Source organism: Stenotrophomonas sp. STEN240, from assembly GCF_056756175.1.
Window position 1 is genome coordinate 29,644 of record NZ_JBRRBO010000028.1, and the last position, 26,630, is coordinate 56,273.

Annotated in this window: 17 protein-coding genes and 1 pseudogene; 7 read left to right on the plus strand and 11 right to left on the minus strand. The window is 63.8% G+C overall.

Going from position 1 to position 26,630, the window contains the following annotated elements; all coding sequences use genetic code 11:
* Positions 1-18: 18 nt before the first annotated feature.
* The 4 genes from ACVOKO_RS12925 (at position 19) to ACVOKO_RS12940 (ending at position 4,410) form a co-directional block, all read left to right on the plus strand.
* Positions 19-1,368 carry a UDP-glucose dehydrogenase family protein gene (locus ACVOKO_RS12925; protein WP_346499318.1) on the plus strand — a complete coding sequence of 450 codons (1,350 nt, stop codon included), beginning with the start codon at positions 19-21 and terminating at the stop codon, positions 1,366-1,368.
* Positions 1,361-1,600 (plus strand): SlyX family protein, encoded by a 240-nt coding sequence (locus tag ACVOKO_RS12930; protein WP_057628566.1) that lies wholly within the window; start codon positions 1,361-1,363, stop codon positions 1,598-1,600. Before ACVOKO_RS12925 ends, ACVOKO_RS12930 begins: the two co-directional genes overlap by 8 nt.
* 9 nt (positions 1,601-1,609) lie before the next feature.
* Positions 1,610-2,284 carry a DUF2058 domain-containing protein gene (locus tag ACVOKO_RS12935; protein WP_346499319.1) on the plus strand — a complete coding sequence of 225 codons (675 nt, stop codon included), beginning with the start codon at positions 1,610-1,612 and terminating at the stop codon, positions 2,282-2,284.
* Positions 2,285-2,346: 62 nt separating this feature from the next.
* A complete protein-coding gene (locus ACVOKO_RS12940) occupies positions 2,347-4,410 on the plus strand; it encodes an acyltransferase family protein (protein WP_346499320.1) in 2,064 nt (687 codons plus the stop codon).
* Positions 4,411-4,479: 69 nt separating this feature from the next.
* Here the strand turns inward: ACVOKO_RS12940 and ACVOKO_RS12945 are convergent, their stop codons facing one another.
* Complete coding sequence (locus ACVOKO_RS12945; RefSeq protein ID WP_346499321.1) at positions 4,480-5,703, minus strand: MFS transporter; 1,224 nt, start codon at positions 5,701-5,703, stop codon at positions 4,480-4,482.
* Positions 5,704-5,959: 256 nt separating this feature from the next.
* Positions 5,960-7,417 (minus strand): amidohydrolase family protein, encoded by a 1,458-nt coding sequence (locus ACVOKO_RS12950; protein ID WP_346499322.1) that lies wholly within the window; start codon positions 7,415-7,417, stop codon positions 5,960-5,962.
* A gap of 173 nt (positions 7,418-7,590) precedes the next feature.
* Between ACVOKO_RS12950 and ACVOKO_RS12955 the strand changes: the two genes are divergently transcribed.
* A complete protein-coding gene (locus ACVOKO_RS12955; protein WP_346499323.1) occupies positions 7,591-8,445 on the plus strand; it encodes a LysR substrate-binding domain-containing protein in 855 nt (284 codons plus the stop codon).
* A 10-nt stretch (positions 8,446-8,455) separates the two neighbouring features.
* Here ACVOKO_RS12955 and ACVOKO_RS12960 read toward each other — a convergent pair whose 3' ends face one another.
* From ACVOKO_RS12960 to ACVOKO_RS12980, 5 genes are all read right to left on the minus strand, one after another.
* Positions 8,456-9,139, minus strand: a complete 684-nt coding sequence (locus ACVOKO_RS12960; RefSeq protein ID WP_346499324.1) for a hypothetical protein — start codon at positions 9,137-9,139, stop codon at positions 8,456-8,458.
* A 73-nt stretch (positions 9,140-9,212) separates the two neighbouring features.
* Entirely contained in the window at positions 9,213-12,119 is a 2,907-nt protein-coding gene (metH, locus tag ACVOKO_RS12965) for a methionine synthase (RefSeq protein WP_346499325.1), read from the minus strand.
* Positions 12,119-12,721 (minus strand): short chain dehydrogenase, encoded by a 603-nt coding sequence (locus ACVOKO_RS12970; RefSeq protein ID WP_346499326.1) that lies wholly within the window; start codon positions 12,719-12,721, stop codon positions 12,119-12,121. Before ACVOKO_RS12970 ends, metH begins: the two co-directional genes overlap by 1 nt.
* Before the next feature lie 10 nt (positions 12,722-12,731).
* Positions 12,732-13,811: a homocysteine S-methyltransferase family protein gene (locus tag ACVOKO_RS12975; RefSeq protein WP_346499327.1), complete on the minus strand. Its 1,080-nt coding sequence runs from the start codon at positions 13,809-13,811 to the stop codon at positions 12,732-12,734.
* 21 nt (positions 13,812-13,832) lie between these two features.
* On the minus strand, positions 13,833-14,762 hold the full coding sequence (locus ACVOKO_RS12980; RefSeq protein ID WP_346499328.1) for an ArsR/SmtB family transcription factor: 930 nt from the start codon (positions 14,760-14,762) through the stop codon (positions 13,833-13,835).
* A 102-nt stretch (positions 14,763-14,864) separates the two neighbouring features.
* Here ACVOKO_RS12980 and ACVOKO_RS12985 point away from each other — a divergent pair, with 102 nt between their 5' ends.
* Positions 14,865-16,037: an acyl-CoA dehydrogenase family protein gene (locus ACVOKO_RS12985; RefSeq protein ID WP_430980773.1), complete on the plus strand. Its 1,173-nt coding sequence runs from the start codon at positions 14,865-14,867 to the stop codon at positions 16,035-16,037.
* A gap of 116 nt (positions 16,038-16,153) precedes the next feature.
* Here the strand turns inward: ACVOKO_RS12985 and ACVOKO_RS12990 are convergent, their stop codons facing one another.
* The 4 genes and pseudogenes from ACVOKO_RS12990 to ACVOKO_RS13005 all read right to left on the minus strand — a co-directional run bounded on the left by ACVOKO_RS12990 (position 16,154) and on the right by ACVOKO_RS13005 (position 21,487).
* Positions 16,154-19,318, minus strand: a complete 3,165-nt coding sequence (locus ACVOKO_RS12990; protein WP_346499330.1) for a multidrug efflux RND transporter permease subunit — start codon at positions 19,316-19,318, stop codon at positions 16,154-16,156.
* Between the two features lie 24 nt (positions 19,319-19,342).
* Positions 19,343-20,512 (minus strand): annotated as a pseudogene (locus ACVOKO_RS12995) (efflux RND transporter periplasmic adaptor subunit); the annotation flags it as partial.
* Complete coding sequence (locus ACVOKO_RS13000) at positions 20,512-21,174, minus strand: TetR/AcrR family transcriptional regulator (protein ID WP_346499331.1); 663 nt, start codon at positions 21,172-21,174, stop codon at positions 20,512-20,514. The pseudogene ACVOKO_RS12995 and the gene ACVOKO_RS13000, both read right to left, overlap by 1 nt.
* A gap of 79 nt (positions 21,175-21,253) precedes the next feature.
* Entirely contained in the window at positions 21,254-21,487 is a 234-nt protein-coding gene (locus ACVOKO_RS13005; protein ID WP_346499334.1) for a hypothetical protein, read from the minus strand.
* On the opposite strand from ACVOKO_RS13005, the gene ACVOKO_RS13010 reads away from it, so the two are divergent.
* A complete protein-coding gene (locus ACVOKO_RS13010; protein ID WP_430980774.1) occupies positions 21,420-26,402 on the plus strand; it encodes an NAD-glutamate dehydrogenase in 4,983 nt (1,660 codons plus the stop codon). The genes ACVOKO_RS13005 and ACVOKO_RS13010 overlap by 68 nt on opposite strands.
* Positions 26,403-26,630 lie beyond the last annotated feature (228 nt).

The window sequence follows — 26,630 nt, forward strand, 5'->3', positions numbered from 1 at the left end:
TACGGAGTAGGCGCAACCATGCGTGTAGCTATTTTCGGTACTGGCTATGTGGGTCTCGTCACCGGGACTTGCTTGGCGGAAGTAGGGCACGATGTGGTCTGCGTCGACATCGACCAGGCCAAGGTCGACGGCTTGCAGCGGGGCATCATCCCGATCTACGAGCCCGGCCTGGAACCGATGGTGAAGGCCAATCACGCCTCCGGGCGGCTGGCCTTCACCACCGACGCCGCACAAGCCATCGCCCATGGCGAGGTCATCTTCATCGCGGTAGGTACGCCGCCGGACGAAGACGGTAGCGCCGACCTGCAGTATGTGCTGGCGGTGGCCCGCACCATTGGTCGCCACTTGGCGCGGCCGACGGTGGTGGTCAACAAGTCGACGGTACCGGTGGGTACCGCCGACAAGGTCCGCACCGCCATTGCCGAAGAGCTGGCGGCGCGCGGCCAGGAAATCGCCTTCGATGTGGTTTCCAACCCCGAATTCCTGAAAGAAGGCGATGCGGTCGCTGACTGCATGCGCCCGGATCGTATTGTCATTGGCGCCAGCAGTGCGCATGCGGTGACGGTGTTGCGGCGGTTGTACGCCCCGTTCAACCGCAACCGCGACCGCGTTGTGGAAATGGACGTGCGTTCGGCCGAGCTGACCAAATACGCCGCCAACGCGATGCTGGCGACCAAGATCAGTTTCATGAATGAAATCGCCAATATCGCCGAGCGTGTGGGCGCCGATATCGAGCAGGTGCGCCAAGGCATCGGTTCGGACCCGCGCATTGGCTGGCATTTCATCTACCCCGGCGCCGGTTATGGCGGCTCCTGTTTCCCCAAGGACGTGCAGGCCCTGGCGCGTACGGCTGCCCAGCATGGCCACCAGCCACAACTGCTCAATGCGGTTGAAGCGGTCAACGCGGCGCAGAAGGGCCACCTGTTCGAGCTGATCCAGCGTCACTATGACCGTGGCGAGGACGAAGGCGTGCGTGGCAAGACTTTCGCTGTGTGGGGCTTGGCATTCAAGCCCAACACCGACGACATGCGCGAGGCGCCGAGCCGCCGGGTATTGGCGCAGCTGTGGGAAGCCGGTGCGAAGGTGCAGGTGTTTGATCCGGAAGCCATGGCCGAGGCGCGGCGCATTTTTGGCGAGCGCGAGGATCTGGTTTTCTGCGATTCGGCGTTTGCAGCCTTGCATGACGCCGATGCGCTGGTGGTGATCACCGAGTGGAAGCAGTTCCGCAGCCCGGATTTCGCGCGGATGCGCGAGGCGCTGGGTGATGCGGTGGTATTTGATGGCCGTAACCTGTACGACCCGGTAGAAATCGAAGCCGCAGGTTTGGCGTATTACGGCATTGGCCGAGGACGTTCCGTACATGCATGAGTCACCTTCCGACCAGCGCGAACAGGCGCTGGAAGCACGTCTGGTCGAGTTGGAGATGCGAGTCTCCTTCCAGGAGCAGGCTTTGGCGGAGATGAGCGAGGCATTGGCCGACGCCCGTATGCAGGGCTCGCGCAATGCCGATCTGCTGCGCCATCTCCTTGACGATCTGGGCAAGGTACGCACGACGTTGTACGCCGACGCCGCCGATGAACCACCGCCCCCGCACTACTGATATTTCCTTATGAGTGACAATATTCGCGACCAGCTGCTTGGGCTGGGTTTCAAAGCTGCTCCCAAGCCGGAGCGCAAGGCTGAGCCGCGCCGTGACGGGCGCCCACAGGGCAAGCCCGGTCAAGGCCGGCCGCAGGCGGGCAACAACAAGCCGGCACATGCAGGCAGCAACAAGCCTGGCCACGCCGGCAAGCCCGCGCATGCTGGCAGGCCCGGCCAGGGCCGGCCCGCGCAAGGCACGCGCAAGCCGCGCTCGCAGGAAGACATCGACCTTGCCAAGGCCTATGCCATCCGTGCGCAGAAGGAAAAAGACGAGCGCATGGAAGCGGAGCGTCTCAAGCAGGAAGAAGCACGCCTGCGCCGCGAGGCCCGCGCCAAGCTCGACGAGCTGATCAAGGACAAGGGGTTGAACGACCCCAATGCCGACATCGCCCGTCACTTCCCGTATGGCGGCAAGATCAAGCGCATCTACGTCAATGCCGAACAGCTCAAGGCGCTCAATGCCGGCGAGTTGGGCGTGCTGCAGCAGAACGGCCGCTACCTGTTGGTGACGGCGCAGGTGCTGGCCGAGGCCGAACAGGTATTCGCCCAGGCGGTAGCGCTGAAGGTCGATCCGAATGCGCCGGCCGATGCCGACCCATACGCCGATCCGCAATACCAGGTGCCGGACGATCTGGTCTGGTAATCGATTCGATTTGATGCAGACAACGGGCGCCAGTGGCGCCCGTTGCCGTGAAAGGGGATGCAATGCAGGGACATCTGAAGCAGGAAGGCTACTACCCCCATATTGACGGTTTGCGCGCTGTTGCCGTGCTTGCCGTCATTTTTTACCACCTCAATCCAGCTTGGGTGCCGGGCGGCTTCACCGGTGTGGACGTGTTCTTCGTCATCTCCGGCTTTGTCGTCAGTGCGTCGGTAGCGCGTTCTTCTGCGCTGAATGGTTGGCGAGGTGTATTGGGCTTCTACGCACGACGCATGCGTCGGATCATGCCGGCGCTGTTCGTCTGCCTGCTGGCGACTGGCGTGCTCAGCACGCTGTTCATTCCCGAGTCCTGGCTCAGTGAAACCAGTGGCAAAACCGGTCGCATGGCCTTCGTCGGCTTGAGCAACTGGGTGCTGGCAAGTACCGGCAATGATTATTTTTCGCCGCGTAGCGAATTCAATCCTTACACGCACACCTGGTCGCTGGGCGTTGAGGAACAGTTTTATCTGTTGTTCCCCCTGCTGTTCCTGGGCTGGGTAAAAGGCGGGAAGGGGCGCGGGCTGTCCATGCTGCTGTTCGCCTTGGCAACGGCGGGCTCGCTGGGTTTTGCCATCACTCGCGCGCTGCAGGGCGGCTACGAGATTCAATCTTTCTATCAGACGACCACGCGGTTCTGGCAATTGGGCGCGGGCGTGTTGTTGTTCCAGCTGCTGTCGACCCGAGCGCGAGCGGGCGCGGTTGATGGACAACCGGGTATCTGGCATTCGCTGTTGCAGGTGGCTTGCGCTGCGCTGTTGGGCTATGGACTGTGGGCCGCGCGGCCAGGGCATTCGCCCTGGATCGATGGCTTGTGGCCGGTGCTGGGTACGCTGGGCCTGCTGGCGCTGCTGCACCGTTCTGCCGCAGGTTGGATTGGTAGCTGCTTGTCGCTGCGTCCTATGGTTGTGATCGGGCGCATGTCCTACTCGTTGTACCTCTGGCATTGGCCAGTGTTCGTGCTGTTCCGCTGGACGCTAGGTTTGGAGTCACTGCTTGGGGGTGCACTGGCATTGCTTTGCACGGCGGTCCTCGCCTGGGTGTCCTGGCGCTGGGTAGAGCAGCCGGCACGCTTTGGACGTCGCTGGCGTGGCTCGGATCTGCGCTGGGTGGCCGGCGGCGTGCTGGTAATGCTGCTGGGCATGGGACTGCAGAAGCCGCTGGAACGTGCGGCCAAGTACATTTCGCTGAGTACCGTCAGCCGGCACCCGCTGGAGTGGTATCCCTATGCGAAGGGCTTGAAGAAGGAATTTCCCGAGTGTGAGCTGGTTTTCTCGCGCCTGCCGGTAGCCGGTGGCCAGGTGCAGCAGTTCGAACGAGGTCAGTGCGTAGGCGGCAAGGGGAGCGCTCAGCGCCTGTTCGTTGCTGGGGATTCGCATGCACTGGCTTACGGGGAGATGCTCCGCCGCCTGGTCCTGCTCGACGGTGGGCAGGCGCGCCTGTATGCCAACGCAGGCTGCGCCTTTATCGGCCTGCAGGGGCGCCGACAAGCCGACCCCGGCTGTGATGCTTACGTGCGCAATACCCTGGACGATGTCACTGCACAGGCGCAAGCCGGCGATGTGCTGTTGCTGCCTGGTCTGCGCGTGCCGCGGCTGGTGGAGCAATACAGTCTGTTCGATCAGCAGCAGGCGTTTGCCACGGTAAACAGTGAAGCATCTGCCGCGCAGCGGAAGGCTGATGTGGAAGCGGCAATCGCTGAGTTGAAGCCCCTGGCCGAGCGCGGTGTGCGTATCGTGCTGGAGGCGCCCAAGCCAGTGTTGGGGGCGCCGCCGTTCCGTTGTTCGGATGCATTCAATCGGCACAATCCGATCTGTGTGCACGGAATGACGGTGTCGCGCGAACGGATGGAAACACTGCGCGCACCGGCGTTGTCCAGCCTGCAGCAGGTGGCGCAGGCCTTGCCGGGCGCTAGTGTCTGGGACCCCTTGCCTGTGCTGTGCCCGGGCAAGGAATGCCACCCTGACGATGCCGGCAAGCCGTTGTTCTTCGACGGAGATCATCTCAGTGGTCACGGCAACCGGGTGCTGTTGCCATCCTTCCGCGCACACCAAGCGGCGCTGCACCGGTAGTCAGCTGATGCCGGGCTCAGCTGCCAGTTTGCGGAGGTCGTCGGTTATGGCCTGATTCGAATGTTGAATTCATCGGCCGGCAGTAGCTGAGCTTGCTCCCTGCGCGTCTGGGCTTGTCAATGGGCCTCGCGCGCGGGGTGGCAGCCAGTACCAGGCGATCAGGGTGCCGAGCAGGGCAAAGCAGCCGCCGACCAGGAAGGCGATCTTGCCGTTGCCGAACTGCCATAGCTGGCCGGCGATCAAGGCGCCGAGCACGCCGCCCAGGCCGGACGAGAAGCCATAGAACAGGCCCTGGCCGTGACCGTTGAGGTTGCCCGGGAAGTACCTTGCCAGCAGCTGCATGGCCGAGGCGAAGAAGGCTGCAAAGCCCAGGCAGTGGGTGGTCTGCGCAACCAGCATCACCGGCAGGTTGTCCGGCCATAGCGCGGTTGCCCACCAGCGCAGCACCGCACTGGCCATGGAAATGATCAGCAGCCAGCTGGCGTCCCAGCGGCGGAAGAAACGGGCGATCAGGAAGAACACCGCAACCTCGAACACCACCCCAACCGTCCACATCAGGCCCAGCAGCGAGGTGCTGTAGCCGTGCTGGTCCATATAGACGGAGAAGAACGTGTAGTACGGGCCGAACGAGAGTTGTTCTAGGAAGGCGGCAATGAAGAACGCCATCACCGGCTTCTGCCGCACGATGCTCCAGAAGCCGCCAGCGGGCTGGCTGTGCGAGCCGATGTTGCGCGCATAGCGGTTGAGGAAGGCCGAGCCGGTCATCAACACGAACAACGGCAGCATCAACCAAGGCAACTTGCTGGCGCCATGTTTCTCGATCAGCCAGCCAAACAGGGTGACCACGAGGATGAAGCCCAGCGAACCCCATACCCGGATCATGCCGTAACGATGACTGTCCGTGCCCAGATGGGTGAGGGTGATCGACTCGAACTGCGGCATCACCGCGTTGTAGAAGAAGCAGAACGCGATCATCACCGCGTACAGCGTCCATTGCGGTGCAGGCACCAGGAAGCCCGCAAAGCAGGCAATGGTCAGCACGCAGCCGATGCGCAGCCAGCGGATCGGGTGCGGCGATACTGCCGCCAGCGAGGTCCAGGTGCTGGGTGCAACCACGCGGGTGGCATACCACAGGCTCATCATCACGCTGATCGCGGTGATGGTCATGCCACGCGATTGCAGGTACAGGCTCCAGTACGGAGTGAATGCACCCAGCGCGGCGTAGTAGAAAAAATAGAAACTGGACAGCCGCGCGGTGGGCACGGTGCGGGATGGCAGGGCAGGGGGCGTCATGGGCGGGCGCTGGGGGCGCTGGGAAGGCAGGGGCACGGTGTTCGCCGTGTCCCCTATTGTGCCTTTTGCTGGCCGTGGATGGCAGTTCGCAGATCAGTGATGCGAAAGGCGCTCTGCATGCTGTCGATGTGGCGTCTGTAGCCCGGGTAAGCGCAGCGCACCCGGGAAGCGGGAAGCAACAGACGGTCTCGGCATGGCGCCAACAGCCCCGGGTGCGCTGCGCTTACCCGGGCTACGGTGCAGATCAGCGGCGTCGTTAGCGGGTTGCCTGCGCATTCCACTCGGCAACCTGCGCCTTGCTGTCGGACAGCATCCGGTCCAGTGCGGCGCGGTCGTAAACCTTGCCGCGCATCACCACGGTGCTGATTGCCCGGGTAGCGGCAATGTCCTCCAGCGGGTTGCGCTCCAGCAATACCAGATCGGCAGCCTTGCCGGCGGTCACTGCACCATAACGGTCGAGCTTGCCGAACCAGGCCGGGCCGGCGCGGGTCGCCGACTGCAGCGCCTGCACGGGGGTAAGCCCTTCACGCACATACAGCGCCAGTTCGTTGTGCAGGCCGATGCCGGGGAAGTTGTAGGAGTTCAGAAAGCCCGCATCGGTGCCGGCCATGATCTGCACGCCGGCCTGCTGCAGCATCGGCAGCACCGCAGCTACTTCTGCGTAATGGGCGTGACGGGCCTGGATCTGCTCGGGCGTGGCTTTGGCGGCGCGCTCCACACGCCAAGCATAGGTGGCGCGCAGACCGGGGCCGATGTAGGCCAGATACGGATCCTGGTCGCGCGGCTCGACATCGAGGAAGTCGATGATGCGGCCGCCGTCCAGGGTCGGCGTCACCGCGACGCCGGCTTTGGCAAACCGTTCATAGGCCTGCATCGCGGTTGCGCGGTCAAAGCCGCTGCGCAGGCGCCGGTTGGCTTCGGCGCGGTCGATGCGGCCAGCGGCGAAATCGGCGGCAATAGCGGCTTCGTCCTTGACCCCGGCCTTGTAGGCGTAGTCCAGGTGCTCGATCGAGCTGATGCCGGCGTCCACGGCCTGGTCCACCGTCAGCGCCATCGGAATGTGCCCGGAGGTGCGCAGGCCGCGCTGCTTGGCCTGGCGCAGGGCGTAGAGAAACAGCTCCGGGGTCAGCGTGCTGTCGGTGATCTTGACGAAGTCGACCTGGTCGCGCTGCTCGCGGTCCAGCGCGGCATCCACGCCGGCCTTGTCACCGGCCTCCAGCGTGCCCTTCCAGACCGGGGCGATGCCTTCGATCTTGGCGCCGGAGGTGAACAGCTGCGGGCCAAACAATTGGCCACTGGCGATCTGCCCGCGCCAGGACAGCACCTGTTCGGCCAGGTCGCCGGAGGCGTCGCGGACGGTGGTGATGCCATGCGCCACGTACAGCGGCAGCAGCGCCTTGTTCTCTTCGATCAGCGCCGGGCCGCCACCGAAATGCACATGCATGTCCCAAAGCCCGGGGATGAGATAACGGCCTTTGGCGTCGATGGTCTGGGCCGCCTTCCATTGCGTGGCCAGTTGCGCATCGTCGCCAACGGCGAGGATGTCGGTGCCACGGATGGCCACGGCCTGGCCGGATGTCGCCCGCCCATGTTCCACATCGATGACGGTGGCGTGGCGGATCAATACGTCGGCATTGGCAGGGGTGCTGGCGGCAAGCGCCGGTGCGCTGCTGGCGAGCATGGCCGACAACAGCAGGCAGAGGGTTTTGTTCATGGTGCTTCCAGTGGTGTGCGGCTTGTTCACGTTCATTGCATGCCTTGGTGCTCGCCCGCACTGATGGCCGGCGGCAATCCGACAGTGGCCTGATCTCCGCAGCGATGCTACAAGTGCGCCGGGATATCTGAAAATTAAATGTAATGGTAAGGGTCAGTGAAAAAACAAATAGAGTGCACTACGAGCTGGACCTGCTGCGGGCCTTGGTGACGGTCGCCGACTGCGGCAGTTTCACCGTGGCAGCGGCGCGGCTGCATTCCACCCAATCCACGGTCAGCCAGAAGCTGCGGCGTCTTGAAGACCTGGCAGGACATCGCCTGCTCGACCGCGGCGTACGTGATGTGCGGCCCACCGACATCGGTGAAACCGTACTGGGCTATGCGCGACGCATGCTGGCGTTGAACGAACAGTTGGGGGAGTTGCTGTCAGGCGAAGGCGTGGCGACGGTGATACGCCTGGGTGTGCCGGAGGACTTCGCGGCCGGGCGTACCACCGGCATGCTGGCCGAATTCAGCCGCACCCATCCGCAGGTCAAACTGGAGGTCAGCAGCGGCTTGAGCCGGGCCCTGACCGAGGCGTATGACCGCGGCGAGCTGGACGTGATCCTGGTCAAGCAGCGCCGCGGCAGTCGTGAGGCGGTGGCCTGCTGGCCCGAACCCATGTGCTGGGTGGACAGCATCAGCACGCCCTCGCTGCTGCTCAATCCAGTGCCGCTGGTGGCGTTTCCGCCGCGCGGCATGTATCGCGAAGACATGATCGATGCGGTCGAAGCATTGGGGCGACGCTGGCGGATCAGTTTCACCAGCTCCAGCCTGGGCGGCATCCAGTCGGCGGTGGCCGATGGCCTGGGTATCAGTCTGCTGCCGGCACGGGCGGTGACGGCAGCACACAAGGTATTGGGGCAGGAAAGCGGCTTGCCGCCGATTGACGGCGTGGAACTGGCGCTGCTGCACCGTGCCGCGCTGGATCCACAGGCCAGGGCACTGGCCTGCCTGCTGATACAGATGCTCGAGCAGGAAGCGGCCTGAGCGCGGTGGCTCAGAACAGGTCTTGAACCGGCGTATCCAACAGCTCTTTGGCGCTGTGGGTGAAGCGGCGCAGGCTGGAGATTCCCAGGTCACGGATCAGCGAATGCGTGGAGTGGGGCAACGCCGAATTGTAGATGTCCTGCGGGGCTACATTCTTGCCGTGAACGCCGGGCATCAGGTCTACGCCGGCGGCCGCATAGCAGTGCTGCACCATCGCCGAGCAATACAGCGCGCCTTCCTTGGACAGCACGTTGCTGCGCCGGCGCAGGCGGGTGCTGTGCATGGCGAACAGGGTGCCGACCAGTTCACTGAGCGAGTAACTGGACAGGCCCGACAGCAGGTCCAGTGCGGCGATCTGCACCTTGTGGGTCTGCGCGGCGTCCAGGCCGAAATCGAGGATGGCCAGGTTGGGAAAGGCCTCGTCGTCGAAATAGCGGTCGGCGCGGTTTTCCTGCGCCCCAAGGCGCAGTTGCCGATTGCGCAGGTCCAGATCCGATTCCAGCACCCACCAGTGTCCGTCCAGGCGTTGTTCGCTGAACAGGAACGCATGCGACCACAGGCTGCGATGGCCGTCCTGGGTCAGTGGCGCCTGCGCCTTGCGGATGGCCTTGCCGACCCAGTCGTCGGTACCGCATAGGCCGATGCGGCCGGCGGCGGCGTGCTTGCGGATCAGCTCGGCGTTGCGGCTAGACATGGAATGGAGCCCAGGAGTGCAACGTGCAGGATAGTGGCTGGCAGCGGCCTTGTCGCCGCTGCCAGGGGCAAGATCATTCCGGATCGTAATCGAGGTTGGATGCCAACCAGCGCTCGACCTGGGCGCGGTCCACGCCTTTGCGTTTGGCGTAGTCGCTGACCTGTTCGCGCGACACGCGGCCGACCACGAAGTACTGGCTCTGCGGATGGCTGAAGTAATAGCCGGACACCGCGGCGGTAGGCAGCATGGCGAAGCTCTCGGTCAGCGACATGCCGATGCCCTCGGCGCCGAGCAGTTCAAATAGCGCCTGTTTCTCGCTGTGCTCGGGGCAGGCGGGGTAGCCCGGGGCTGGGCGGATGCCGCTGTACTTCTCGGCGATCAGTGCCTCGTTGTCGAGCTGTTCGCCGCTGGCGTAGCCCCAGAACTCGGTACGCACGCGCTGGTGCAGGCGTTCGGCCATGGCTTCGGCCAGGCGGTCGGCCAGGGCCTTGAGCAGGATGGCGTTGTAGTCGTCGTGGTCGGCTTCATAACGGGCGACGTGCGCGTCGATGCCGATACCTGCGGTCACCGCGAACGCGCCGATCCAGTCCTGTTTGCCGCTGTCGGCCGGTGCAATGAAATCGGCCAGGCAGAAGTCCGGGCGCTCGGCCGGCTTGTCGACCTGCTGGCGCAGGAAGTGCAGGGTGTGCTGCTGATCTAGCCCCTCTCCCTGCGGGAGAGGGGTTGGGGTGAGGGTGCTTGGCACAAGCGAAGAAGCAGAAAGCTTGCCCTCATCCGCCCTTCGGGCACCTTCTCCCGCATGCGGGAGAAGGGAGGAAACAGCACTGTCTCCCGCATGCGGCAGAAGGGAGGAAACAGCACTGTCTCCCGCATGCGGCAGAAGGGAGGAAACAGCACTGTCTCCCGCATGCGGGAGAAGGGAGAGCACGACATCGTCTCCGCTGCTGTTTGCCGGCCACAAGCCGAACACCGCCCGCGCCGTCAGCCACTTCTCGTCAACGATGCGCTTGAGCATCGCCTGCGCATCGGCGAAAAGATCACTCGCCTGCGGGCCTACGATTTCGTCCGTCAGGATGGCCGGGTACTTGCCGGCCAGTTCCCAGGCCTGGAAGAACGGCGTCCAGTCGATGACCGGAATCAGGTCCTGCAGCGGGTAGTCGTCGAATACATGTACGCCGGGCTGGTTCGGCGTCGGCGGCGTGTACTGGCTCCAGTCGCAGCTGAAGCGCTGGCCGCGCGCATGTTCCAGCGAAACCAGGCGCTTGGCATCGCCGCGGTTGCGGTGGCGCTGGCGGATATCCGCATAGTCGGCATCGTTGGCGGCGACGAAGCTGGCGCGCAGTTCGCGCGAGATCAGCGATTGGGCGACGCCGACCGCACGCGAGGCATCTTTCACCCACACCGTTGGCGCGCTGTAGAACGGGTCGATCTTCAGCGCGGTATGCGCGCGCGAGGTGGTTGCACCGCCAATCATCAACGGCAGCTCGAAGCCCTGCCGCTGCATTTCCTTGGCGACGTGGCTCATTTCCTCCAGCGAGGGCGTGATCAGCCCGGACAGACCGATGATGTCGGCGTTCTCGGCGCGTGCCGCGTCGAGGATCTTCTGCGCCGGCACCATCACGCCCAGGTCGACTACTTCGAAGTTGTTGCAGGCAAGCACGACGCCAACGATGTTCTTGCCGATGTCATGCACGTCACCCTTGACCGTGGCCATGATGATCTTGCCGTTGGTCTTGCCGACTTCGCCGGTGCGCGCCTTTTCTTCTTCGATGAAGGGCAGCAGATAGGCCACAGCCTTCTTCATCACGCGGGCGGATTTGACCACCTGCGGCAGGAACATCTTGCCGGCACCGAACAGGTCGCCGACCACGTTCATGCCGTCCATCAGCGGGCCTTCAATCACGTCCAGCGGGCGGCTGGACTGCTGCCGCGCTTCTTCGGTGTCTTCTTCAACCCAGGCATCCAACCCTTGCACCAGCGCGTGGGCCAGACGGTCGCGTACCGGACGTTCGCGCCAGGCAAGGTCCTCGACTTTCTTCTCGCCTTTCTTGCCTTTGTAGCGCTCGGCGATTTCCAGCAAACGCTCGGTGCCATCGCGGCGGCGGTTGAGGATCACATCTTCCACGCGTTCGCGCAGTTCCGGATCGAGCTGGTCGTAGATCGGCATGGCGCCGGCGTTGACGATGCCCATGTCCATGCCGGCCTTGATGGCGTGGTACAGGAACACCGAGTGGATCGCCTGGCGCACGGTTTCGTTGCCACGGAACGAGAACGAAACGTTCGATACGCCGCCGGACACATGGCAGTGCGGCAGGGTGCGCTTGATGATGCGGGTGGCTTCAATGAAGTCCACCGCGTAGTTGTCGTGTTCCTCGATGCCGGTGGCCACGGCAAAGATGTTGGGGTCGAAGATGATGTCTTCCGGCGGGAAGCCCACCTGCTCGGTGAGGATGCGGTAGGCGCGCGTGCAGATCTCGACCTTGCGCTCGCAGGTATCGGCCTGGCCGACTTCGTCGAAGGCCATCACCACCGCCGCGGCACCATAACGGCGCACCAGCCGGGCGTGTTCCAGGAACGCGGCTTCGCCTTCCTTCAGCGAGATCGAGTTGACCACGCTCTTGCCCTGCAGGCATTTCAGGCCGGCTTCGATCACGCTCCACTTGGACGAATCGACCATCACCGGAATGCGGGCGATATCCGGCTCGGACATGATCAGGTTGAGGAACCGCGCCATCGCCTTCTCGGAATCGATCAGGCCCTCGTCCATGTTGACGTCGAGGATCTGTGCACCGCTGGCAACCTGCTGGCGGGCGACTTCCACCGCTTCTTCGTAACGTTCTTCCTTGACCAGTTTGCGGAACTGCGCGCTGCCGGTGACGTTGGTGCGCTCACCAACATTGATGAACAACAGGTCAGGGGTGATGACCAGTGGTTCCAGGCCCGACAGGCGGGTGTAGTGGGTTGCGGTGTCGTTGCTCATTACCAGACCTTGAAAACCTGTCCATTGGCGATACCGTCGATGCTGCGCTGGTAAGCCAGTGCGGCGCGGGCGGCGGAGACCGGTTCAAAGCCGGGGAAGAAGTCGCCATAGGCGTCCAGCGCTTCAGTCAGCACGCTGGGGCTTACCGCGTTGATGCGCAGGCCGCGCGGCAGTTCCAGCGCGGCAGCGTGTACGAAACCTTCGATGGCGGCGTTGACGCTGCTGGCGCTGGCGCCCTGCGCGATCGGCTGCTCCGTCAGGATGCCGGTGGTCAAGGTGATGCTGCCGCCGTCACGCAGGTGGTGTTGGCCCAGCAATGCCAAGCGCACCTGGCCCAGCAGTTTGTCCTGCAGGCCCTGGGCGAACTGTGCAGGGCTCATCTGCGTCAGCGGCCCGAAGTGGACACTGCCGGTGGTGGCGACAATGGCATCGAGCGGGCCGACGGCCTGCAGCAGCGCGCTCACGCTGTCGTCGCTGCCAAGATCAACGCTGTGCAGCGGATCCGAGCGAGACGCGGTGATGACCTGATGCTGTTGCCGCAGATGCTGCGCAACCGCCGAACCCAGGGTGCCACTGGCACCGACCAGAAGAATCTTCTTCATCGCGTGTTCCTCAAGCAGCTTTGTCTGCAGCCAGCGGCAGCCTGCGCGGCGGCAGCCCGGCGACAGCCTCGGCGATGGCGCGGATATGGTCGGGCGAGGTGCCGCAGCAACCGCCTACCAGGTTCAGCAGGCCGGACTGGGCGAACTCCTTGAGCGTGGTGGCCATTTCCTCGGGCGTCTCGTCGTACTCGCCGAAGGCATTGGGCAGGCCGGCATTCGGATGCGCGCTGACATAGCCGCTGGAGATCTGCGCCAGCGTTTCCACATGCGGGCGCATGTCGGTGGCACCGAGCGCGCAGTTGAAGCCGATCGACAGCGGCTGGCCGTGCGAGACCGACGCGTAGAAGGCTTCGGCGGTCTGCCCGGACAAGGTGCGGCCGGAGGCATCGGTGATGGTGCCGGAGATCATGATCGGCAGGCGGCCGCCGCGCGCATCGAATACTTCCTCGATGGCGAACAGCGCGGCCTTGGCATTGAGCGTGTCGAAGATGGTTTCCACCATCAGGGTGTCGGCGCCGCCGTCGATCAGGCCTTCGATGGCTTCGCGGTAGGTCGCGCGCAATGCGTCGAAACTGGTGTTGCGGAAGCCGGGGTCGTTGACGTCGGGGCTGATCGAGGCGGTGCGGCTGGTCGGGCCGAGCACGCCGATCACGAAGCGCGGCTTGGCCGGGTTGGTCGCTTCGATGGCATCACAGCACTGGCGCGCAACCTGGGCACCAGCCTTGTTCAACTCATACACCAGGTGTTCCAGGTGATAGTCGGCCTGGCTGACCGAGGTAGCGTTGAAGGTATTGGTTTCCAGCAGATCCGCACCGGCTTCAAGGTAGGCGGTATGGATGCCGGCGATCACGTCAGGCTTGGTCAGCAGCAATAGATCGTTGTTGCCCTTCAGGTCGTGCCCGCAGCCGGCGCCATGGACATGCTGGCTGTCGAAGCCCTCGGCAAAACGCTCGCCGCGATAGTCGCCTTCCTCCAGGCGATGGCGCTGGATCATTGTCCCCATCGCACCATCGATGATCAGGATGCGCTGGGCCAGGGCATCGAGCAGTTTGTGGACGCGATCGGGGTGGAGCCAGGGGAGGGCTTGCATAGGGCGGGCCGGGTGCTCGTGTCAGGATTGGTGCGCGATCAGCGAGATCACTTCGAAGTGCGGCGGGCGCTTTTCGCGGGTGACGGTCTCCAGACTGGATACTTCCAGCCCGGCCTTTTCCACGAACTTGCGCAGCTCCTTGCCGGTGAAACCGAGATTGACGTGGCCGTAGGCTTCCACCGCAGCCTTGTGCTCATGGCGGGCCAGGCTGCACAGCATCAGCCGGCCTTGCGGGCGCAGCACGCGGGCGCATTCAGCCACGGCCTTGGCCGGCTGGCTGGAGTAGGTGAGGGCGTGCATCAGCACCACCAGGTCGAAGCTGCCATCGGCGAACGGCAGCTTGTGCATGTCGCCTTCCAGCACCTCGACATTGGGCAGCTTGCGCAGGCGCTCGCTGGCGGCGGCGACGACGCGGGCACTGGTGTCGATGCAGACATAACGCTTTGCGTGCGGGGCCAGCAGCTCGGCCAACACGCCGTCGCCGGAGGCGATGTCCAGCACATCACCGGTTTCCAGCAGCGGCAGGGCGCTGCGTGCCATCGCTTCCCAGGTGCGGCCGGGCGAATAATGGCGCTCCATGTCGCCGGCGACGCTGTCCGCCCAGTTCTGGTCGGCCGCACGCATGGCCAGCACCGCCGGTACACGCTCGGCATCCTGGCGCAGCAGCGGGTCGTCGCTGCCACTGCTGAGGGCATGCCACAATGCGCGCTGCGCCGAATCCAGTGCGGCTTCGTCAAAGCGGTAGTACGCCGAGACGCCGGCGCGGCGGTCGCGCACCAGGCCGGCTTCCTTGAGCCGGGCCAGATGGGTGGACACGCGTGGCTGTGCCAGCGTGGTGATGGCCGACAGCTCGGCCACAGTCAGTTCTTCCTGCTCAAGCAGCGTCAACAGACGCACGCGCGTCGCATCGGCGAACACTTTCAGACGGGTTGACCAGTCTTCCAGATCCATAAATATCTACCTATCGCGATATAGAGATATTTTCGTTGTATTGCCGGTTCCGGTCAAGAAGATGCATAGGCTGAACGGGGTTGCGATGGTTACAATCGCAACTTGATAAACCCTGGGAGGGGTGTAGTGGACTTCAGTTTTTCCGACGAGCAGCTGATGCTGCAGGACGTCGCACGCCGTATCGCCAAAGAAAAGATCGCCCCCAGTGCCGAGCACTTCGACGCCACCGGTGAGTACCCGCTGGAGAACATCCGCCTGCTCGGCGAGAACGGCCTGATGGGCATCGAAGTGCCGGTGGAATACGGCGGCTCGGGTATGGACCCCATCTCCAGCGTGCTGGCGATCATCGAGGTTTCTGCGGCCGATGCAGCCCATGCCACCATCATGTCGGTGAACAATTCGCTGTTCTGCAACGCGGTGCTGGGTTATGGCACCGAGGCGCAGAAGCAGATCTACGTGCGTGCGATTGCCGAAGGCAGCGAGATCGGTGCGTTCGCGTTGACGGAGTCGCAGTCCGGTTCGGACGCCACTGCCATGCGTTGCCGCGCGGTCAAGCAGGCCGATGGTTCGTTTGTGATCAACGGCCAGAAGAGCTGGATCACCTCGGGCCCGGTGGCGCGTTACATCGTGTTGTTTGCGATGACCGACCCGGACAAGCGCTCGCGCGGCATCACTGCGTTCATGATCGATACCCACAAGTCGGGCTTCGGCCGCGGCAAGACTGAGCCCAAGCTCGGCGTGCGTGCTTCGGCAACCTGCGAGATCGAGTTCCAGGACTATGTTGCCGCTGCCGAAGACGTGATCGGCAACGAAGGCGAGGGCTTCAAGATCGCGATGAGCCTGTTGGATTCGGGCCGCATCGGCATCGCGTCGCAGGCGGTGGGCATTGCCCGTGCCGCCTATGAAGCCTCGCTTGCCTATGTGAAGGACCGCAAATCGTTTGGTGCGCCGATCGGCAGCTTCCAGATGATCCAGGCCAAGATCGCCGACATGAAATGCAAGCTGGACGCAGCCATGCTGCTGACCTTGCGCGCGGCTTGGTTGAAGTCGCAGGGCAAGCGCTTCTCCACCGAGGCAGCGGTAGCCAAGTTGACCGCTTCGGAGGCGGCGATGTGGATTGCCCACCAGGCGGTGCAGATCCACGGTGGCATGGGCTATTCCAAGGAAATGCCGCTGGAGCGTTATTTCCGCGATGCCAAGATCACCGAGATCTATGAAGGCACGTCGGAGATCCAGCGTCTGGTCATCGCCCGCAACGAAACCGGCGTGCGCTAAGCACACGGCAGTGCCGCGCCTGGATGGCCCGAGGCACCACGGGTAACGCTTCTCCCTCGATTGGCGCGGCACTACAAGTGCAAAAAAAAGCCCCGGCATTGCCGGGGCTTTTCGTATCAGCGGTCTTCCTGCACCGCGCGTACCTTGTGCTGTTCGATGTACTCCTTGGACTGCTCGTCCAGCTTGTCACCGAGCATGCGCCGCACGCTGACGAAGAACAGCGGGATCAGCAGCACGCCGATCACGGTGGCGAACAACATGCCGCCGATCACGCCGGTACCCAGCGAGTGGCGTGCATTGGCGCCGGCACCGCTGGAGATGGCCATCGGCAGCACGCCGAGGATGAACGCAAACGAGGTCATCAGGATCGGGCGGAAACGCAGATGTGCCGCTTCGATGGTCGCCTCGCGCAGGGTCTTGCCGGCTGCACGCTGCTCGACCGCGAACTCCACGATCAGGATCGCGTTCTTCGCCGCCAGACCAATCACCGTCACCATGCCGATCTTGAAATACAGATCGTTCGGCAGGCCACGCAGCAGCGAGAACACCACCGCGCCGAGGATGCCGATCGGCACCACCAGCAGCACCGAGACCGGGATCGACCAGCTTTCATACAGCGCTGCAAGACACAGGAACACCACCACGATCGACAACACCATCAGCAGCGTCGCCGCGTTGCCGGCCAGGATTTCCTGGTAGGACATGCCCGACCAGTCATAGCCGAAGCCGGCCGGCAGGTCGTCACGTACCAGTCGTTCCATGGTCGACATGGCCTGGCCGGAACTGCTGCCCGGAGCCGGTGCGCCGACGATGTTGACCGCCGAGTAGCCGTTGTAGCGGTTCAGTGCCGGCGGGGCATAGATCCACTCCGACTTGACCACCGAGCTGAGCGGAATCATCGCCGGCTGGCCGGTGGCGTCCTTGCTCAGCGAGCTCGGCACAAAATAGCTGTTCAGCGATTCCGGACCGGTGCGGTAGGCGGCGTCGGCCTGCATGTTGACGCGCTTGATGCGGCCACCATAGAAGAAGTCGTTGACGTAGACCGGTGCCAGCATCATCTGGATGGCGGTATAGACGTCATTGACCGATACGCCCATGGCCTGGGCCTGCACGCGGTCCACCTTGAGCTGCAGCTGCGGCGAGTTTTCCAGCGTATTGGGGCGTACGCCGACCAAGGCCTTGTCCTGCCCGGCCGCACCCAGCAGGGTGTTGCGGGCGTTCATCAACGCCTCCTGGCCGGCGCCGGTACGGTCCTGCAGCCACATGTCGAAACCACCGAACTGGCCCAGGCCCTGCACGGTCGGCAGGTTGACGAAGAAGATCTGCGCGTCCTTGATGCTGTAGGCCTTCTGGTTCATTTTCTGGATGAACTCAGGCGCGGTTTCCTTGCGTTCGCTCCAATCCTTGAGGCGGACGAAGGCCATACCCACGTTTTCACCGGAACCGATGAAGCTGAAACCGGTGATCTGCATCAGGCCTTCAAACGCATCTTCCTGCTGCAAGGTGCCGAGCAGCTGGTCGAACACAGCGGTGGTGCGGGTCTTGGTGGCACCCGGCGGCAACTGCACGATGGCCAGCGCATAGCCCTGGTCTTCTTCCGGCAGGAAGCTGCCCGGCAAGCGGGTGAACAGGAAGCCACACAGCACCAGCAGCAGCGCGAATACCATCAACCAGCGCGGGGCGTGCCGGATGACACCGCCGACGGTGCCGACATAGCTCTTTTCCAGCTTGCCGTAGTACTTGTTGAAGGTGCGGTAGACCCAGTTCGGATGCTCGTTGTGGGTGGGCTTGAGGAAGGCCGCACACAGCGCCGGGGTGAAGGTCAGCGCCAGCAGGGCCGAGAACGCCATCGCCATGGCGATGGTCAGCGCGAACTGCTTGTAGATCTCGCCGGATGCACCTGGCTGCAGGGCAGAGGGAATGAACACTGCAGCCAGCACCACGGTGATTGCCACCACGGCGCCAGTGATCTGGCTCATTGCTTTCTGCGTGGCCGGCTTCGGGTCGAGCTTCTCCTCGCTCATGATGCGTTCGACGTTTTCGATGACGACGATGGCGTCATCGACCACGATGCCGATCGCCAGCACCATCGCGAACAGGGTCAGCTGGTTGATGGTGAAGCCGATCGCCAGCATGCCCATGAAGGTGCCGAGCAGGGCCACCGGGATGACCAGGGTGGGGATGATCGTCGCGCGGAAGTTCTGCAGGAAGATCAACATCACCAGGAACACCAGGATGATGGCCTCGACCAGGGTGTGGATCACTTCCTCGATCGAGATGGTGACGAAGGTGGTGCTGTCGTAGGGGGTGAACCAGCTCACGCCGGGCGGGAAGCTCGGTGCCAGCTCGTCCATCTTTGCGCGCACCGCCTCGGACACGTCCAGGGCGTTGGCGCCGGGCAGCAGCTGGATGGCGAACACAGCCACCGGCTTGCCGTTGTACTTGGTGTCAAAGCCGTAGTTGGTCGCACCGAAGGAAACCTTGGCGACGTCCTTGAGCTTGACCACGCTGCCGTCACTGTTGGCCCGCAGGATGGTGTTCTCGAACTCTTCCGGGCTGCTGTAGCGCCCTTCGGCGGCAACGGTTGCGGTGAAGGCCTGGCCATTGGGTGCCGGGTCGCCGCCCACCGAACCTGCCGCGAACTGCAGGTTCTGGGTGCCGATTGCGTTGTAAACATCGGTTGCCGACAGGTGGTAGCCCTGCAGCTTTTCCGGGTTCAGCCATACGCGCATGGCGTATTCGGAACCGAACTGCTGGGTGCTGCCGACGCCGGGAACACGCGAGATCTGCTCCAGCACGCGCGCACCGACAATGTCGTTGAGCGCGTCACGGTCGACGTTGCCGTCATCCGAGCGCACGCCCACGGCCATCAGGAAGCCGGCGTTGGCCTTGGCCACCACCACGCCCTGCTTGGTTACTTCCGAAGGCAGTCGCGGGGTTGCCAGCGATACCTTGTTCTGCACCTGCACCTGGGCGATGTCGGCATTGGTGCCGCTGTCGAAGGTCAGGGTGATGGTGACCCGTCCGTTCGATGACGACGACGAGCTGAAATACATCAGGTTGTCGATGCCGGTCAGCTGCTGCTCGATCACCTGGGTGACCGATTTTTCCGCGGTGGACGCACTGGCGCCCGGGTAGTTGGCGGTGACGGTCACCTGCGGTGGCGCCACGCTCGGATAGGACTCGATACCCAGGTTGAGGATCGAGATCACGCCGCCAAGCGAGATCAGGATCGCCACCACCCAGGCGAAGACGGGATGCTCGATGAAAAATTTAGGCATGGTGGAGTCCCGTTACTCTTTCTTTGCCGGGGCAGCGGCCGGCGCGCCAGCGGCGGGCTTGGCGGCGTCGGGCTGCCAGGGTTTGGCAACGGCCGGGGCGCCTTCCTTGACCTTCTGGATGCCGGAAACAATGATCTGGTCGCCGGCGGCCAGGCCGGAAGAAACCAGCCAGTTGGCACCCTGCTGGTTGTCCAGGCTGATGTTCTTGCGCGCGACCTTGCCGTCCTTGCCCACGATCAGCACGTAGCCGCCCTGGGTATCACGCTGCACGGCCTGCTGCGGCACCAGGAAGGCGTTGTGGCGCTCGCCCAGGTTGGCCTTGAAGCTGACGAACGAGCCCGGCAGAAGGATGTGGTCCGGGTTGGGCAGCTGCGCACGTAGCGATACCGTGCCGGTCGCCGGATCCACCGTGGTCGAAGAGAAATCCAGGCTGCCTTCGTGGCCGTAGGCGCTGCCATCGGGCAGGTTGACCTGCACCGTGGTCTTGCCGTCGCCGGCCAGTGCCACCGCGCCCTTGTCCTGGGCTGCACGCAGCTGGCTCAGTTCGTCGGCGGTCATCGAGAAGTTCACATACAGCGGATCGATCTGATCAACCGTGGTCAGCAGGGTCACATCGCCCTGGCCAACCAGAGCACCTTCGGTGACCTGCTGCTTGCCCGCCTGGCCGGCGATGGGCGAGGTGACCCGCGCATAGCCCAGATTGATGCGCGCAGCGGTGACAGCGGCTTCGGCCTGCTGCACGGCGGCGGCCGAGGAGCGTTCGGCGGCTTCGGCGCTGTCCAGGTCGGACTTGGAGACATAGCTCTGCGGTGCCAGCGAGCGCGCGCGGGTGGCGGTGGCGCGGGCGTTGACGTAGGTGGCGCGGGCCGCTGCCAGCGCACCTTCGGCAGACGCCAGCGAGGCCTGCAGCGGCGCCGGGTCGATCAGGAACAGCACCTGACCTTCCTTGACCGTGCTGCCTTCTTCGTAGACGCGCTTCTGCAGCACGCCGGCCACGCGGGCGCGGACGTCGGCCGAGCGGAACGGCGACAGCCGGCCAACCAGCTCACGCTGCAAGGGCAGGGTCTGCGGTTTGGCGTCCACCACGCCGACCTCCTGCGGAGGCGGAGCAGCTTGCTCCTGCGGCTTTTTGCAGGCGGCAAGGCTCAATGTCGCTGCACAGGTGAGAGCGAGAAGACGGAGTGGGGCGGTCATCAGGAGAAACTCCGGGTGTTGTTTTTATTTGAGGCCGTGGTGGCTTGGTGCGCCGGCGCAAAAGCACGCAGGAAGCCGTCAACGGCAAATTCGGCCCAGCAGAGACGGTTGTGTGGGTCGTCGCGGTGGGGGGCGTGGAATCGCTGTCGTTCAAAATCCTGGCCAGCAATCATGCTTATTAACAGCTCGGCCATGAAATGCGGGTCGTCATGGTCCAAACGGCCGCGGAGAATTTCGGTGTGCATCCATTCAGCTACATGGTTGCGCAATGCCTCACTGCTGCCCAGGTACATATATTGCGCTTCGTCGCGGAACTCATGCGCGCTGGCGCCGATCAGCTGGGCGGTGCGGCGGGCAGCGGGTTTGTTGCGGTTTTCGAGATAGCCCACGGCGAAATCGAGCAGGACCTGGCGCAGGGCTTTGTCTTCGTCAACCACCAGTGCGGCGGTGGCGTTGGAGACATGCAGCTGCATGGCCTGGCGCAACAGCTCGCGTTTGCAGCCATAGCGGCTGTAGAGCGTCTGCTTGGAACAGCCTGCCGCTGCCGCGACGGCATCCATACTCAGGCGTATTCCCTGTTCGGCCAAGAGTTCCCGCACCGCTTCGAACACGCGCTCATCACGCGCGTCGATTGGCGCGGGGCTGGTAGAAGGGTTTGGCATAAGCGGTGGACTATACCGTCCAGTTCAGAAACACCGCAACGTAATTCGTCTTTCACTCCTGTTGGTGAGCAAACGAGATTCAGGTGGCGGACATTCTTGCGGCATCGCTATCACCAGATACGGGGCTGTCGCTGTCGTTTCTGCCCGGATTGCGCTGCAGATAATGCGGCCCTGCAGCAAGGTTCTTTTTGTTACCAGCGATACAATCGCGGTTTCTCCAACCGAGCAACACCCAAAGCTCTGCCATGAAATCGCAAAACAGTGCTGCCAAGTCCGTAAAGACGAAATCCAAACCGGCTGTAAAGCAGAACATCGCAGACGCCGGCCTCTCGCTAGAACCGGTATTTGCAGCCTTGCGGAAGCGTTATCCCGCTGCAGCCGCGCAGGCGCAGGCAGTGGCATTTGCTACGGCGTTCTACAAGCGCATGGAAGCCGACGAGTTCAAGCTGCACTCGGCCGACGACTGGGCGGTGCTGGCCGCCGGCATGCTCGAGTTCGCCCGCAGCCGCAAGCCGGGCAAGGCCAATGTGCGTGTGTTCAATCCCACGCTGAAGACTGACGGTTGGGAATCGGCACATACCGTGCTGCAGATCGTCAACGACGACATGCCGTTCCTGGTGGATACGGTGACACTGGCACTGGCCGAGCAGGGCGTCGGCGTGCACGTGCTGGGCCACCCGGTGATCAATATCGCGCGCGACAAGGCCGGCAAGCTCAGCGGCGTTGGCAATGGTGCGCTGGAGTCGGTGATGTTGCTGGAGATTGATCGCCAGCCGGCCGACGCGCTGGACGCGATCGCCAAGCGAGTCACCGCTGCGGTGGACGACGTGCGCGCCATCGTCAATGACTGGCAGCCGATGACCGACAAGGCGCTGGCACTGGCCGATGACCTGGGCAAGCGTTCGCTGCCGGTCAGCAAGGAATCGCGTGCCGAGGCGCAGGAGTTCCTGCGCTGGGCCGCCGACAACCATTTCACCTTCTTCGGCTACCGCGAGTACAAGGTAGAGAAGAAGGGCAAGGAAGAAGTGCTGGTCGCCCAGAACGGCACCGGGCTGGGCCTGATGCGCGGCAAGGACACGATGGTGGCACGCCCGGTCAAGGGGCTCGCCGCCGAAGGCCTGAACGCCACCAGCAGCCTGCATGACGCGCTGATCCTGACCAAGACCAATGCCCGCTCGCATATCCACCGCGGCGGCTACATGGACTACATCGGCGTGCTGGAATTCGACGCCAAGGGCAAGATCATCGGCGAGCAGCGCTTCCTCGGCCTGTTCACCTCCAGCGCTTACAACCGCCGCCCGTGGGAAATCCCGCTGGTGCGCCAGCGCTATGAAAACGTGATGGCACGTTCGGGCCTGAGCCTGTCCAGCCACAGCGGCAAGGCACTGCGTCATATCCTGGAGTCGCTGCCGCGCGAAGAACTGTTCCAGTCCAGCGAGGACGAACTGTTCCGCACCGCCATGGGCGTGCTTGGCCTGCAGGAGCGCGTGCGCAGCCGCCTGTTCCTGCGCCGTGACAAGTTCAGTCGCTTCATCTCGGCACTGGTGTTCCTGCCGCGCGAGCGCTTCAACACCGACGTGCGTCTGCGCGTTGAAAGCATGTTGAAGGATGCGCTGCAGGGCGAATACGTCGATTCCAGCGTAGTGCTGGGCGACTCGCCGCTGGCCCAGGTGCACCTGATCGTGCGCCCCAAGGCCGGGCAGAGCCTGGAGCTGGACGTGGAGGGCATGGAAAAGCGCCTGGCCCACGTGCTGCGCAACTGGCAGGACGATCTGCGCGAAGCGCTGGTCAACAGCCATGGCGAAGGCGAAGGCCTGCGCATCGCCTCGCGTATCGGCAAGGCCCTGCCGGCCGGTTACATCGAAGACTCCAGCGCTGAAATCGCTGCGGCCGACGTCGCCCAGCTGGACGCATTGACCGGCCCGGACGATCTGCGTCTGAGCCTGCAGGCCATCCGTCGCGATGGCGTCGATGGTCTGCGCCTGAAGCTGTACCGCCAGCTGGAAGACATTCCACTGTCGGACGTGCTGCCGATGATGGAAAACATGGGCCTGCGCGTAATCGCCGAGCGCCCGTACAAGCTGATGGTCGATGAAGCGCCGGTCTACGTGCAGGACTTCGAGGTTGAATCCACCATCGGTGCGATCGACCCGGCCAGCGCCAATGCCGCCTTCAGCGATGCATTCGCTCGTACCTGGCACGGCGATGCCGAGAACGATGGCTTCAACCGTCTGGTGCTGGGCGCCGGTCTGGATTGGCGCCAGGTGTCGATGCTGCGCGGCTACTGCAAGTACCTGCTGCAGATCGGCGTGCCGTTCTCGCAGACTTATGTGGAAGGCACCTTCAATCGTTACCCGCTGCTGGCGCGCCTGATCGTGGAACTGTTCGAAGCCCGCTTCGAGCCGACCCCGTCGGCCGACAAGGCGGTGCTGGATGCACAGCTGGCCCAGTTCAAGCAGCTGGCCGGTGACGATGCCACCACCCTCAAGCTGCTCGACGGCGTGGTCAAGGCGCGCAAGAGCGACCGTGCCGCGCGCATGGCGTTGGTGCACGAAGTGCTGGTCAAGCTGCTCGACGGCGTTTCCAGCCTGGACGAAGACCGCATCCTGCGCAGCTTCATCGGCGTGATCGAAGCCACCCTGCGCACCAGCTATTACATGGTGCGCAAGGACGGCGTGCGCGCCGATGGCGGCCCGGCCGACTACATCAGCTTCAAGTTCGACGCCGCCAAGGTGCCGGACCTGCCCAAGCCGCGCCCGTACCGCGAAATCTTCGTGTGCGGACCGCGCGTGGAAGGTACCCACCTGCGCTTCGGCCCGGTAGCCCGTGGTGGCCTGCGCTGGTCGGACCGTCGCGAAGACTTCCGCACCGAGGTGCTGGGCCTGGTCAAGGCGCAGATGGTGAAGAACACCGTGATCGTGCCGGTCGGCTCCAAGGGCGGCTTCTTCGCCAAGCAGCTGCCGGACCCGTCGGTGGATCGCGACGCATGGTTCGCCGAGGGCGTGGCCTGCTACAAGCGCTTCATCAACGGCCTGCTCGACATCACCGACAACATCGTCAACAACAAGATCGTGCCGCCGCAGGGCGTGGTGCGTCATGACATGGACGATCCGTACCTGGTCGTTGCTGCCGACAAGGGCACCGCCACGTTCTCCGACACCGCCAACGGCATCGCCCGTGCGCACGGTTTCTGGCTGGACGATGCGTTCGCTTCCGGTGGCTCGGTCGGTTACGACCACAAGGGGATGGGCATCACCGCGCGTGGTGCGTGGGAGTCGGTCAAGCGCCACTTCCGTGCGCTGGGCCGTGACTGCCAGAAGCAGGATTTCACCGTGGTCGGTGTTGGCGATATGTCCGGCGACGTGTTCGGCAACGGCATGCTGCTGTCCGAGAAGATCCGCCTGGTCTGCGCATTCGATCACCGCCACATCTTCCTCGACCCGAACCCGACCGCTGCCAGCTCGTTCAAGGAACGCGCGCGCATGTTCAAGGTGCCGCGTTCTAGCTGGGCAGACTACGACAGCAAGCTGATCAGCAAGGGCGGCGGCATCTACCCGCGTTCGCTCAAGTCGATCGAGATCACCCCGGAAGTGCGTGAGGCACTGGGCATCGACGCCAGCATCAAGGCGATGAACCCGACCGACCTGATCAATGCCGCGCTGAAGGCACCGGTTGACCTGCTGTGGAACGGCGGCATCGGTACCTACGTCAAGTCGGCGGGCGAGACCCATGCCGATGTCGGCGACCGCGCCAACAACGGCCTGCGCGTCAACGGTGGCGAGCTGCGCTGCAAGATCGTGGGCGAGGGCGGCAACCTGGGCATGACCCAGCTCGGCCGCATCGAGGCCGCGCAGGTAGGCGTGCTGCTCAACACCGACTTCATCGACAACTCGGCCGGTGTGGATACCTCCGACCACGAAGTCAACATCAAGATCCTGCTCAACGATGTTGTCCGCGCCAAGAAGCTCACAGTGGACCAGCGCAACAAGCTGCTGGCCTCGATGACCGACGAGGTCGGCGAGCTGGTGCTGATGGACAACTACCGTCAGAACCAGGCGCTGAGCCTGATGGAGCGGATGAGCAGCAAGCGTCTGGGCTCCAAGCAGCACTTCATCCGCACGCTGGAGAAGCAGGGCCTGCTGGATCGCCAGATCGAGTTCCTGCCGTCCGACGCCGAGCTGTCGGCGCGCAAGCTGCGTGGCCAGGGCCTGACCCGTCCGGAGCTGGCGGTACTGCTGTCGTACTCCAAGATCGTCGCCTTCCAGCAGCTGCTGGAGTCGGACATCCCGGAAGACCCGTACCTGTCCAAGGAACTGCTGCGTTACTTCCCGCAGCCGCTGCAGAAGAAGTACGCCGATGCGATGGACCGTCACCGCCTGAAGCGCGAAATCATCGCCACGGCCGTGACCAACCAGACCATCAATCGCATGGGCGCCACCTTCCTGATGCGCATGCAGGAAGACACCGGCCGTACCGTGGCCGAGGTTGCCAAGGCCTACACCATCAGCCGTGAAACGCTGGATGCGCGTGCACTGTGGACGCAGATCGATGCACTCGATGGCACCTTGCCGGAAGCAGTGCAGGTGGATGCGTTGGAAGTGATCTGGAAGCTGCAGCGCTCGTTCGTGCGTTGGCTGCTGACCCGTCCGGGCGCGATGCCGGGCATCACTGCCGCGGTGGACCGTTATCAGGGTCCGTTCAACGACATCCGCGTTGCATCGGGCGTGCTGCCTGATTCGCAGCGCCCGGCCTACGAGGCCAGCGTTGTGGCGTGGAAGGAGAAGGGCTTGCCGGCGGCGCTGGCACAGCAGTTGTCCGAGCTGCAGTTCCTGGAACCGGCGTTCGACATCATTGAACTGGCGCGTCCGCGCAAGCTCAAGCCGGTGGACGTCTCCAAGGTCCACTTCCGCCTGGGCGAAGCCCTGCAGATGCCGTGGCTGTTCGAGCAGATCGACGCGCTGGAGGTCAACGGCCGTTGGCATGCGGTTGCCCGTGGCGTGTTGCGCGACGAGCTGGCTGCACATCAGCGTGCATTGGCTGGCCAGGTGCTGGCGATGAAGGGCGCGACCGCTGAGGCCAAGGTGGCTGCGTGGTTGGGCCGTGATGACAGCGGCCTGCGTTTCACCCTGGCGATGCTGGCCGAGTTGGCCGAACAGAAGACGCTGGACTACCCGACTGTGTCGGTTGCGGTGCAGCGTTTGGGCCAGTTGGCTGCGCACGGCGCTTAAAGCGTTAGGTTTTTGTTTTGGAGAACGGGCCCGAAAGGGCCCGTTTTCTTTTTTGGGGAAATCAAGAGCTTGCCCTCACCCCAACCCCTCTCCCGCGCGCGGTAGAGGGGCCAGAAATCTGCGAGCGCGAGCGCCGCCTGCAACTGCAGGTTCAGCCCCTCTCTCGCTTGCGGGAGAGGGGTTGGGGTGAGGGGCGCTTTTTGGCACCACCGGGAAAGCTTCTGCCGA